The sequence below is a fragment of the Bacteroides sp. 1001302B_160321_D4 genome, assembly GCF_015667765.1.
Lineage (GTDB): Bacteria > Bacteroidota > Bacteroidia > Bacteroidales > Bacteroidaceae > Bacteroides > Bacteroides xylanisolvens.
In genome coordinates this window covers 33,613-46,017 of sequence record NZ_JADPLO010000058.1, presented here as the reverse complement: position 1 = coordinate 46,017, position 12,405 = coordinate 33,613, and the positions used below count along the sequence as shown (strand labels likewise).

Below are 12,405 nucleotides of genomic sequence, written 5' to 3'. Positions count from 1 at the left end.
TGCCGGAAACGACAGTTCCCCGCCTGGAAACGGGAAGTCAATGTATACAATAAACTTTTGCACTCATGGAGAATTAGCTTATGTAAGGTTTATACTGTGTTGCAGATACTTTATCTGCAACCTATCTGCCGCAGGTATCTGCAACGCTCCAACTATTTATCAACTAGTACATTACACGCTTTTCGTTGCAGGTGGCAGATGTTTTCATGTTTTTTCAACTTTATGGTAGGAGGATTACGCATCAAAATTAGGGTCACAACCATAAGTCATAAAACAAATTCACCTCTGTGCCCTCCGTGTCCTCTGTGGTGAAAAGAATCAAAAACGTGCAAGAATGAATCTATTTTAAGAATGTGATTGCCCCAAATCACTCCCCTTAATTTTCGGACTGCTCCCTTTTTTCTTTTATCTGTTTTACATTTATGTAGCAAAACTAAACTATCCCATTATCCATTTCGCAGCCTTAGGCAGCACTTTGTAAAATAATGCAACTATACACCACGATACGATAAACACAAATAAAGCTGTCGCTGGAATACGCATGAATATAGGTAAATCAATTCTGTCAATCGCTAAATAACCTATTCCTACAGCAAAATAATGTACCATATAGATGCCCAGTCCACATTTTGTTATATTCTTTAAGGCTAATATAATTAAGGGAGACGTTACCTTTACTTTTTGAATTAATAAATACCAGGCAACCGTCATTAAAAAGACATTGGGCGAACAGTATAAAAAGAATAATTCCATTTGGCGCTCTGTAATATCAGGTTGTGAAGTCATATTCCTGAATCCATAATACGTTATGGCATAACCGACACTAAAAAGAATAAGAGATAAAACAACAGTCTTTTTCATCGACAACTTGTTTCTGTCTTTCAAATAATAGCCTAAAAGCAGATAACCGCTAAAACCTGAAAAATAATATAAAGTGCCATAGTCATTCCAAGCGCAAGTACCTCCTATATAGCTGGATATATATTCTTGGCAATAAGGCAGAAATAATGTGATAAACCAAACGGATAAGAATATTTTCATTTGTTTCTCTGTTGCTTGTTTCAGCCATGCAGAAAAAAAAGGCATATACAAATATAATCCTATCAACATATATATGTACCATAAAGGAACTGTATATGTATTGAAGTTAAAAGGAATCATAAGAATATTATGCAAGCAACTATCCCAAGTTTGACTTGGAGACTCTCCTGCATACGCAAACATTTCAGACAAAACAGAATTATTCAGCCCTAAAATACCCGTAAACCACGGAAACAAGTTATATAATAAAGACCATACAATAAAAGGGACTATTACACGAAGCATCCTTTTTTTATAAAATTGTCCGATTTCCTGTTCTACCGGTAATAATAACATTCCTGTCAGCATCACAAACAACGGTACGCACGGACGCAAGAAAGCTCCATAAATACTCCCCCATAAGTTATACTCCGGATTTAAACGAGCTTCAGGAGAAACATTGAAAGGGTCTGAACAATGGATACAGATGACCATTAAAATGGCTATCACACGAATTAAATCAGCCCATACTATATGATTCACATTTTTCATTTGGTATTCAATTTTTTCAATTGCAAAGTTAGGACAATGGTATGACATTTTTTTTAAACTACTTAAAAAAGCAGAATAAAGCAATGCGAAGGAAACGAAACAACCCTATTATTTAATCTTGTTCCTCAAATGGCACAACGTAACTTGAGAGATGCCTAAAAAAGATGCAATATAACCCAAATTTACTCTTTGGAAGAGATCCGGACGTGTTTGCAACAATTCTATATATCGTTCTTCCGCTGACTTATACAGTCTTGAAATTAAACGCTTTTCATTCATTATAAAAGCCTCTTGATGCAAAATCCTTGACCAGTTCGCTATTTCTATATTAGTCTGATACAGCTTTTCTAAATCTTTTATCGGCACGGCATATAATACCGTATTTTCCAATAACTGAACAACTTCATATTCGTACCCTTGTTGGTTCCCATAAAAATTGTTCGTCGAAAAAACGATATCTCCTTCTGTACTAAACCATGAGGTGAGTTCTTTGTCGTTAATTACACAATATGAGCGTGCTATACCTTTTTCAATGAAATAAAAGTTTTTATCATTCTGGAAAGAGGACGTTAGGATATGTTTTTTGGGCAGTTCCAATAAAGAGCTATGAGCAAACAGTTCATTTATGGAACTATTGCTCATGTTTGACTTGGCTTTAAGTGAGTTTATCGTATTATGCATCATTTGACTTTCACAACGCTTATTTACTCTTTCCTGTTTTTTATTAAGCGGCTACAAAAATACAAAAATGCTCCTATAATAAATAAACAAGCTGCATTTTTATATATCGCCCAGATTAGCATTTATGGATTGCTCCCCTTGCCTTCCCGTTGTTGTTTCATGACCGGGTATCCATACTTTTCTGCCATAATCTGCCGATTTTATTCGATTATCCCAATGATATTATTTATATTTGTATAGTATTCGCACTAAAACAAAGTACATCATGGAAAATGAAAAGAAATTAACCCGTTCTTCCAACCGAATGATCGCAGGTGTATGCGCCGGAATAGCCGAATATTTCGGATGGGACCCTACCTTACTAAGAATAGTGTATATATTAGCTACATTCTTCACTGCTTTCGCCGGAGTAATCATATATATAATCCTGTGGATTGTCATGCCGGGAAAAAGATCTTCAGACGGATACGAAGACCGTATGAATCAACGTTTACATTAAGATAAAAAATCAAAAGTATAGACCATATTTTCATACCGGTATCCGATATAGATAAAAGCCTTCGTTCCTGGAAGATGGTAATCCGATAGAAGTAAGTACATTAGTATAACTCCAGTCCGAACTCATCTTTCAGCTGCATCAACGCCTGATTCTTTTGAGCCATCATCTGGAATTTCTCGACACGTCCCACAGGACGTATTGTTTCCGTAGCCTCACTTACCCGCACTGTCATCACCACTTTGCTGTTTTTCAGCCTACCACGAAGATAACTCTGCAATTCAGGAATCAAAGCTGTAAAATCCTTTGCAGCAAACTCATTATCAACTACCACTTCAAAAGTCGTTGAGTTATTAAGCAATACCGGACGGAGCATCTGCATACGTTTAGTAAGAGCATCCTGTTCTTTCGGCAACTGACCGGCATATTCCTGCCAGTAATAATTCAAATCCCGATCATTGAAAATAAAATCTTCTTCCGGTTGCTGTACTCTGGGAACATGAGTGGTAACTGTATTCTGCGTTGTCTGATCGCGCTGCGGATTCTTGATAGACACGCCCAAACTAGACATCTTCATCACCGGAATTTTCCGTTCTTCCTTGACAGTCGGGGCAACTCCCGCTCCTTGCGACGGAGCAGACGAAGCCGCACCAGAAGAAGCTGATGCTCCCGGTTGCACTGCTGCAGATGCTTGCGGATGCCGGGCAGTAGTGCCATTAACAGCCTGTGTTGTTACTGAAGACGGAGACGTATGAAGGGAAGCCTGCTGAACCTGAGTTGCAGAAGCGACCTGCGGCTGCTGAGCTGCGGCAGGCTGTGTGAATATGGGTTTTATGGTCTTCGTAGGGCCACGCCCACCACTCACGTCATCCCCCTCGGTGGTAAGCTGTGCAACCTGTATCAAGGTCAGTTCTACCAGCAAACGCTTATTTTTGCTGATGCGGTAATTCAAATCACACTCATTACAAAGCTTCATGGCCCGGTACAAGAAAGGTAACGGACATTTCTGCGCCTGTTCCTGATAGCGTTGGCGTATGCTCGCTCCCACCTCCAGTAGAGGCAATGTCACCGGGTCTTTCCCCACCAACAGGTCACGGAAATGAGACGATAATCCGGTAATAAAATGACTTCCGTCAAAGCCTTTATTCAATATATCATTGAAAAGCAACAAAGCATCACTTACCTTGTTTTCGAGGAAACAATCCGTCAGACGGAAATAATATTCATAATCAAGAACGTTCAGATTATCAATCACACTCTTATAGGTGATATTTCCTCCGGTAAAACTTACAACCTGGTCGAAGATAGACAAAGCATCACGCATACCACCGTCTGCCTTCATAGCTATCACGTTCAGTGCTTCCGGCTCCGCCGTGATTCCTTCTTTCGAAGCAACATACGACAGATGATTCACCGTATCTTCCACGCTTATCCGGTTAAAGTCATAAATCTGACAACGGGAAAGAATGGTAGGGAGAATCTTATGCTTCTCCGTCGTAGCCAGGATAAAGATAGCATGACGGGGAGGTTCTTCCAGCGTTTTCAGGAACGCATTGAAAGCAGATGCCGAAAGCATGTGCACCTCGTCGATGATATATACCTTATACTTACCAATCTGCGGCGGGATGCGTACTTGCTCCACCAACTGGCGAATGTCATCTACCGAATTGTTGGAAGCAGCATCGAGTTCGTGAATATTGTATGATCGCTGTTCGTTGAAAGCTACACATGACTCACACTGATTGCAAGCCTCTCCGTCGGCAGTAGGCGTCATACAATTGATGGTTTTGGCAAAGATACGCGCACAAGTGGTCTTTCCTACCCCACGTGGTCCGCAAAACAAATAAGCATGAGCCAGTTTTTGGGTAGCAATTGCATTTTTCAGCGTAGTAGTCAACGCCCGCTGTCCTACCACCGATTCGAACGTGGACGGACGGTACTTACGGGCTGAAACAATATAGTTTTCCATATCCGGGATTCTCTCTGTTTTTTTGAATTTTCGCTTACTCTGCAAAAACAGTGCAAATGAGAGCAGAGTCAAGCTAGCTTGAACTATGCCGAGTGAAGCCTGTTTTCGCTTACTCTGCAAATGTACACAAAAAAAGTGAGATGTAATAAGGGATAAAGAGAGAAGTTTTGAAGCTAAAGCGATAAGTTTTTAAGTTATTAGTTTTATCTTTGCGGATATTAAAAGGAGAAATTATGGGTAAACTAATCAGTATCTGGAGTTTCATACGCAGACGGAAGTATCTCATTACGGTCGTTGCGTTTGCTGTTATCATTGGCTTTCTGGACGAGAACAGCCTGGTTCGTCGTTTCGGATATGAACGGGAGATTAGCCAGTTGAAAGAAGAGATAGAAAAATATCGGGCAGATTACGAAGAGAACACCAAGCGTCTCAACGAAATAACGACCAATCCGGACGCCATCGAGCAGATCGCCCGTGAAAAGTATCTGATGAAGAAACCCAACGAAGATATTTACGTTTTTGAAGATTAAAGAATGAAACAATTAGTACCCGCCCTTTTTGTCGTAGGCGCCATCATGGCTCTCACCGGAGCTGCTGTATTTATCACCGGATGGATCTATGCTCCTTACATATATACTATCGGAGCCGGACTTTTCGCATTGGCACAAGTGAACACGCCTGTCAAAGGAAAAGGCAAAACACTGAAACGCCTACGCGTTCAGCAGATATTCGGAGCATTGGCGCTGATCCTGACTGGAGCCTTTATGTTTACCACCCGAGGCAATGAATGGATTGCCTGCCTCACGATTGCTGCTATCCTCGAACTTTACACTGCTTTCCGTATTCCGCAGGAAGAAGAAAAAGAAAGGGCATAAAAAAAGCCTGTTCATAGCTTTACAGTCTTGAACAGGCGGAAATCGAAAAAAATATTGAAAACGTTCCGTCCTTTTTATCAGGAAACGGAACGTTTATTTTTTATCCTTCACTATTATTTCTTCACAGGTGAATATCTTGCATTCAACCCGTCAACAATTTCTTTTGTGATATTAAAAGTGCTGTCAGCATAAAGCAGGTTATCAAAACCTGTGTTGCTGAAAATCAGGCTATATCCGTGAGTCTTATTATATTCTTTCAGGAAAGCGTTGATAGAATCGCGGAACTGCAAGCTATTCTTGTTGTTCTCTTCCATCAAACCATTCTGAAGTTTGTTACTCAACTCTTGCAAATCTTGTTCCAACTTCACCAGACGGTTGTATTCTTGCTGCGCTCTATCTTGTGACAGGAAAGCATTGTTTTCTACTTTCTTCTGGAAATCTTGTTTTTCCTTGTTCAAAGAGGTAGCCTTCTGATTCAATGTCATACGAACGTTCTCGCTCTTCTTTACCATCGCCTCATTCAAGTCAATACAAAAATTGTATTTGGCAAGCAGTGTATCGATTTCAACATAGGCAATTTTCATTCCTGACAGTTCGGCATTAGCCTGTGCCGGAGTACTTGTAGTTTGATTGTCAGTTTTGCCAGCACATTGTGAAAATAAAACGATAAACGCAAGAGCAGCCAAACCGTTCATGAGGTAGTTCATTCTATTCATAATTAATAAGTATTGTTTTTAATAAATTTAATTCATACTATCGTTCAAGGCTTTTTCCAACTCATCAATAGAAAAACGCGGTTTCTTTTGTGCTTCGCGATCCTGCGACTGTGCGCATCCGATTCCTTTCTGACGCAACGTTTTATTCCCGCTCACATGACCATTCGGGAATTTCCCACCCTTCGTAAAGAATACTTTCACCCCTAATAATACCAGGGAAATAGCAACTATTAACAAAGTTATCAGTATAGTCTCAACCATTTCTATTAATTTTGTGAGTGCAAAGATAGGCTTTAATGAGATATGAGTTCAGATAAGTCAATCAAATTAACCATATTTAGCAATAGAAGAAGCGAAAACAGCCCTTCTATTCCTATTATAAAATAAAAACAGCATGGAAAAAAAAGACTTAAAGCCGGCTGGCGTATTCAAGTATTTCGAAGAAATCTGCCAAGTGCCACGCCCTTCGAAGAAGGAAGAGAAAATGATTGCCTACCTGAAGGCATTCGGAGCAAAACATAACCTGGAAACCAAGGTGGACGAAGCCGGCAACGTATTGATTAAAAAACCCGCTACTCCGGGAAAGGAAAATCTTCAAACCGTCGTATTGCAATCACATATCGACATGGTGTGCGAAAAGAACAATGACGTTCAACATGACTTCCTCACCGATCCCATCGAAACGGAAATTGACGGTGAATGGCTGAAAGCCAAAGGCACTACCCTCGGAGCCGACAATGGTATCGGTGTAGCTACCGAGCTGGCTATTCTGGCTGACGACAGCATTGAACATGGTCCGTTGGAATGTCTGTTTACCGTAGACGAAGAAACGGGGCTTACCGGAGCTTTCGCCCTGCAGGAAGGTTTTATGAGCGGTGATATTCTTCTGAACCTCGATTCGGAAGATGAAGGGGAAATCTTTATCGGCTGTGCCGGAGGTATTGACTCCGTTGCAGAATTTACTTATAAGGAAGTGGAAGTTCCTGCCGGATATTTCTTCTTCAAGGTGGAAGTGAAAGGTTTAAAAGGCGGTCACTCCGGTGGTGATATTCATTTGGGACGGGGAAATGCCAACAAAATACTGAACCGTTTCCTTTCACGCATGGCTGGCAGGCATGATCTGTATCTTTGTGAAATCAACGGTGGTAACCTGCGCAACGCTATTCCCCGCGAGGCATACGCTATCTGTGCTGTTCCCGAAGATGCCAAACATGATGTCCGCACCGAACTAAATATCTTCACCAGCGAAATGGAAGACGAATTATCCGTTGTAGAGCCCGACTTAAAGTTGGTTCTCGAATCGGAAACTCCCCGCAAGACGGCTATCGACCAGGATACCACTACCCGTTTATTAAAAGTTCTGTATGCAGCTCCTCACGGTGTATACGCCATGAGCCAGGATATTCCCGGACTGGTGGAAACTTCTACCAATCTGGCATCTGTCAAGATGAAGCCGAATCATGTCATCCGCATTGAAACTAGTCAGCGGAGCTCGATACTATCCGCACGCAACGATATGGCGAACACGGTTCGTGCCGTATTCCAACTGGCGGGAGCCAATGTTACGTTTGGCGAAGGTTATCCGGGATGGAAACCGAATCCCCACTCGGCTATCCTCGAAGTGGCTGTTGAATCTTACAAGCGTCTGTTTGGTGTAGACGCGAAAGTTAAAGCCATTCATGCAGGATTGGAATGTGGCCTGTTCCTTGATAAATATCCAACGCTGGATATGATCTCTTTCGGACCGACACTGACAGGTGTTCACTCTCCTGACGAACGGATGCTTATTCCTACCGTTGAGAAATTCTGGAAACATCTATTGGATATCTTGGCACATGTTCCTGCCAAGAAGTAACAGACAGATAAGTCAACATAAAGAAGAGTATGGTAACAGTGAAAAGAGAGTAGCTGTTGCCATGCTCTTTTTTGCAATGAATTTAATAGCCGTAAGTTTCTTTGCTCCTTCTTATGTTATCGCACAAGATTCTCACGAAGGACAAGGCTATCACGACACACAAGTCCCCTCTCAACAAGAAAGAATCCCTTTCCGCGTTGTAAGTTGGAACATAGAAAACCTGTTTGATACACACCACGACAGTTTAAAGAACGATCACGAATTTCTTCCCAACGCGATGCGTCATTGGAATTATAGCAGATATAAGAAAAAGCTGGTTGACGTTGCCCGTGTAATTACGGCGATTGGTGAATGGAGTCCGCCTGCATTAGTCGGATTATGTGAAGTAGAAAATGATACAGTGCTTCGTGACCTGACCCGCCGTTCTCCTTTAAAAGAGCTTAGTTATCGTTATGTAATGACCAACTCCCCTGATTTAAGAGGAATTGACGTAGCCTTGCTTTATCAACGGGATTTATTCAAACTATTATCTTCCCGTTCCATTTCCATCCCTCCGTTGAAGCAATACCGCCCGACAAGAGATTTGCTACACGTCAGCGGACTTCTACTGACGGGAGATACGCTCGACGTATTTGTCTGCCACCTCCCCAGCCGCTCGGGTGGAGCCAAAGAATCGGAACCCTATCGCTTATATGCAGCTCACACTCTGCGTATGGAAGTTGATAGCATCATGAACATTCGTTCTCTTCCGCAAGTCATTATTATGGGGGATTTCAACGATTACCCGACCAATCAATCTATTCAGAAAATATTGGAAGCTGAAGCACCTCCTGTTACTACCAATAATCTAGCCTCAACAACCGGCTCCACCAACTTCTCAACAGTTGCCCCCTCCTCATTAAAACTATATCACCTACTCGCCCGGAAAGCTAAATCAAAAGACTTCGGTTCTTACAAATATCGTGGTGAATGGGGATTACTCGATCACTTGATTGTATCAGGCACTCTATTAAATCAATCAAATCACTTTTTCACCAGCGAAGAAAAAGCAAATGTATGCCTTCTCCCCTTTTTACTGAAAGATGACGAAAAATATGGTGATAAAGAACCTTTCCGCACTTATAAGGGGATGAAGTATCAAGGCGGTGTCAGCGACCATTTACCTATTTATGCAGACTTCGAGCTGATTTTATATTAATAAAGTACCGTCTCGTTAGTTCTTTCTATAATAATGAATGAACAACAAATATATCTTGGAAAATAATTATGATATTTCTCATACGATAGAAACTTCTTCCCAGTCTTCTACTGTCCGTGTGACAGATGAGAAGTTCACTCCGATGCAAATCACTTTTCGTTTGTCTGCCAGATAAGGCTTGGCGTAGCCAGTCTTCTCTATTTGTTCCAGAGCTTCCTGTGCTGTTCCATCCATTTTGAATTCAAAGATATAGACGTAATCCTCCATCTCCAGCGTACAATCCACCCGTCCGTAGCTTTGGCGGTCCTCGCAATGGATGGCGGTGCAATATACGCCTATCAGTCGAAGCAATAGATAAAAAGTGTATTGAAAATGCTTTTCTGTTATATCTATATCTTTCAACGAGCCGTGGGAGTCATAGGGAATACTTGCCAAAAAAGAGGTGAGGGAACGGCGGAACGCATCTGTATCACCGCGTTCAAGGTCCATCACGGCATCTGTTATCCAACTCGTCACTTCTTTACTCTTCGGCTTCATATAATTGGCTGCTAATACAGACAAGAATCCCTTCCGTACTTCGTTGTTTGGGAAATCGAGCAGATAGGTTCCCATTTTTTTATTATATTCCTTGATTGTGAGGTATCCGCTTTGAAAAATCATTGGTAGGGGCTGTTCCACATCCGCTTTGTAGTCTATAAACATAGTTGGGTCGTAGAATTTTCCTGTTAGTTCATTCATCTGTTCGCGACTGTGTTGTAGCAGACGTATCAAATAAGTCAGGGTACCGGTGGCGAACCAGTAGTCACGGATTTCATTCATATCAAAGGCATTAAGTATGCTAAACGGATTATAGATGGCGGCCATGTTCGTACTAAAATGATAGCCATCGTACTGCCGTTTCAACCAGTCCTTCATTTCCTCCACCGTACATTCGTATTTAGTTGCCAATCGCGAGATGGGTTCTGCGAAGTATTTCTCCAATTCTTCCTGAGTGATTCCGCATAGTGATTCGTAGCGTTCATCCATACTAATGTCTTTTGGTTGGTTGAAGCCACTGAACACACTTACTTGCGAAAATTTCGTAACTCCCGTCAACAGTACGAATTTCAAGTATTCGTCAGCTCCTTTGAAGGTGGAATAAAAAGATTTCAGAATTTCCCTGTGATGGTCTTCAAGCAAAAGTTTCTCTCCTACATGGTTGCAGGTGTAAGTTCCGGTATCCAACACATCGAGAATTGGTTTGTCATATTCATCAATCAGTACTACCGCACGCTGCCCTGTCCGTTCATAAGCACGGCGGAGCAGTTCCTTGAAGCGGTCACCTGTGGTAGTATAGTTCAGATTTTTGCCATAGATGTCTTCCCAATTGCCTAAATACCCTTCGATAGTTGCTTCGAGCACTCCCGGTTGGGTGTATGGCCCACCGTTAAAGTCAATGCGGAAAATAGGATATTGCAACCAGTCTTTTTCAAGGTCAGCAATTGCCAGTCCGTCGAAAAGTTCTTTCCGCCCCTGAAAATAACAGGCAAGTGTACTCACCAACAGACTCTTCCCAAAACGACGGGGACGACTCAAGAAATAGATTGAACCCGTTTGCACAAGGTTGTAAACTAAGGCAGTCTTGTCTACATAAACAAAACCGTCTTCACGAAGGCGGTCAAAGCTCTGTATTCCAATAGGATATTTCATCTTTTTATCGGCTTTTTATGAATCACTAGACGAAGATACGTGAAAACAGGCATAAATACAAACGATTCCGGACATTATAAAACGAATTTTGTTATATTAATCCGAATACTGATAAACCTTCAAGTCAAACTTGGGAACCATTGCCAGCAAATGGTCGAAGATGTCCGACTGGATACGTTCGTATTCTTTCCAAACTTTGTTTCGGGAGAAGAAGTAAACTTGAATAGGTACTCCATACATCGTGGCTTCTTTCTGGCTGATAATCAAGTCCAAATCTTGATTCACCACAGGCAAGCTGCACAAATAACGCTCGATATATACACGATAAACCTGGGAATTGGTAGGTACTACACCTTCTTCAGGCTGATAATCCGCCATCAAAGGGATTTCCTTCCGATAACGGTCGAGCATTTCGGGCGTACAGAATTGGAGCGTAGTCAAATCCAGGGTTATATTCTTCATTACCCTTCGTCCTCCTGATTGCACCATTCCCCGCCAGTTCTGGAAAGGGCTGCTAACCAAGGTATAAGGGGGAACGGTAGAAATCGTATTATCGAAATTCTGAATCTTGACTGTATTCAGAGTAATCTCCTGCACTGTGCCATTGGCAGCACCGGAAGGAAGCGTTATCCAGTCGCCCGGACGAACCATATCATTGGCGGAAAGCTGGATCCCCGCCACAAATCCTAGTATGGAATCCTTGAATACCAGCATCAGTATGGCGGCCGAAGCCCCTAATCCCGCAAACAAACTGGCTGGGGACTTATTCACAATAATGGCAATGATAATGATTCCACCGACAAAGAACAGAAGCACCTGCAACACCTGAATGAATCCTTTCATCGGACGGTTCTTCATTGACTCCTTCCCGTCGTAGATATCCATTATCATCAATAGAATCCCATTAATGGCCAACAGCAAAGAAAAGATTATGTAAACGGCACAAGCTTTCTGGGAAATAAGCAATAAGTCCTTGCCACGAATAAAAGCCATTGGCAGTAAAGAATAAACCAGAAAAGCCGGAACCGTATGAATCAGGTTGTGAAACACTTTGCGCTTCATCAGCAACGTATTCCAAAGGTGCGGTTTCCGACGGGTGTACCGCTTCATTCCTCCTATAAGAATCGCCTGGCAGAGATAATTCAGACCGATAGCAATTGCTATCATCAGCACAGCAATAATAGTCTCATCAAAACGGTCGGCAACTGTCGGGTCTATTCCCCAATCTATCAGGATTTTGTTCATCCATTTTCCTAAATCTAGTACAAGCATAACTTCTGTCCTTTTTTATTAATAACAGCAAAAGCTTCATTTGGTTTAGAAAAAAAGACTGGCGTCCGATTCACTAGAAATC

12 protein-coding genes are annotated in these 12,405 nt (G+C 41.8%); 5 read left to right on the top strand and 7 right to left on the bottom strand.

What is annotated here, in order from left to right; translation table 11 throughout:
- Positions 1-438: 438 nt before the first annotated feature.
- Both KFO40_RS19685 and KFO40_RS19680 read right to left on the bottom strand, forming a co-directional pair.
- On the bottom strand, positions 439-1,620 hold the full coding sequence (locus KFO40_RS19685; protein WP_083444190.1) for an acyltransferase: 1,182 nt from the start codon (positions 1,618-1,620) through the stop codon (positions 439-441).
- Between the two features lie 60 nt (positions 1,621-1,680).
- The gene (locus tag KFO40_RS19680; protein ID WP_008645828.1) at positions 1,681-2,214 is read right to left on the bottom strand and encodes a Crp/Fnr family transcriptional regulator; all 534 of its coding nucleotides are present in this window, start codon (positions 2,212-2,214) and stop codon (positions 1,681-1,683) included.
- 304 nt (positions 2,215-2,518) lie between these two features.
- Here KFO40_RS19680 and KFO40_RS19675 point away from each other — a divergent pair, with 304 nt between their 5' ends.
- Positions 2,519-2,752: a PspC domain-containing protein gene (locus KFO40_RS19675; RefSeq protein WP_117685175.1), complete on the top strand. Its 234-nt coding sequence runs from the start codon at positions 2,519-2,521 to the stop codon at positions 2,750-2,752.
- 100 nt (positions 2,753-2,852) lie between these two features.
- Here KFO40_RS19675 and KFO40_RS19670 read toward each other — a convergent pair whose 3' ends face one another.
- A complete protein-coding gene (locus KFO40_RS19670) occupies positions 2,853-4,718 on the bottom strand; it encodes a DNA polymerase III subunit gamma/tau (protein ID WP_008026087.1) in 1,866 nt (621 codons plus the stop codon).
- Between the two features lie 233 nt (positions 4,719-4,951).
- On the opposite strand from KFO40_RS19670, the gene KFO40_RS19665 reads away from it, so the two are divergent.
- Complete coding sequence (locus KFO40_RS19665; RefSeq protein ID WP_004316220.1) at positions 4,952-5,248, top strand: FtsB family cell division protein; 297 nt, start codon at positions 4,952-4,954, stop codon at positions 5,246-5,248.
- A gap of 3 nt (positions 5,249-5,251) precedes the next feature.
- Positions 5,252-5,593 (top strand): hypothetical protein, encoded by a 342-nt coding sequence (locus KFO40_RS19660; protein WP_004316221.1) that lies wholly within the window; start codon positions 5,252-5,254, stop codon positions 5,591-5,593.
- A 113-nt stretch (positions 5,594-5,706) separates the two neighbouring features.
- On the opposite strand, the gene KFO40_RS19655 is transcribed toward KFO40_RS19660, so the two are convergent.
- Complete coding sequence (locus KFO40_RS19655; protein WP_032812121.1) at positions 5,707-6,309, bottom strand: OmpH family outer membrane protein; 603 nt, start codon at positions 6,307-6,309, stop codon at positions 5,707-5,709.
- 27 nt (positions 6,310-6,336) lie between these two features.
- Complete coding sequence (locus KFO40_RS19650) at positions 6,337-6,570, bottom strand: hypothetical protein (RefSeq protein ID WP_008026083.1); 234 nt, start codon at positions 6,568-6,570, stop codon at positions 6,337-6,339.
- Positions 6,571-6,703: 133 nt separating this feature from the next.
- Between KFO40_RS19650 and KFO40_RS19645 the strand changes: the two genes are divergently transcribed.
- Together KFO40_RS19645 and KFO40_RS19640 are read left to right on the top strand one after the other, a co-directional pair.
- Positions 6,704-8,164, top strand: coding sequence for an aminoacyl-histidine dipeptidase (locus KFO40_RS19645; RefSeq protein ID WP_087322395.1), 1,461 nt, complete (start codon positions 6,704-6,706; stop codon positions 8,162-8,164).
- Positions 8,145-9,362, top strand: coding sequence for an endonuclease (locus KFO40_RS19640; RefSeq protein ID WP_087322397.1), 1,218 nt, complete (start codon positions 8,145-8,147; stop codon positions 9,360-9,362). The genes KFO40_RS19645 and KFO40_RS19640 overlap by 20 nt, the downstream gene beginning before the upstream one ends.
- A gap of 78 nt (positions 9,363-9,440) precedes the next feature.
- Here KFO40_RS19640 and KFO40_RS19635 read toward each other — a convergent pair whose 3' ends face one another.
- Entirely contained in the window at positions 9,441-11,051 is a 1,611-nt protein-coding gene (locus KFO40_RS19635; protein ID WP_211146715.1) for an ATP-binding protein, read from the bottom strand.
- A gap of 96 nt (positions 11,052-11,147) precedes the next feature.
- Positions 11,148-12,323: a mechanosensitive ion channel family protein gene (locus KFO40_RS19630; RefSeq protein WP_008017581.1), complete on the bottom strand. Its 1,176-nt coding sequence runs from the start codon at positions 12,321-12,323 to the stop codon at positions 11,148-11,150.
- Positions 12,324-12,405: the final 82 nt, after the last annotated feature.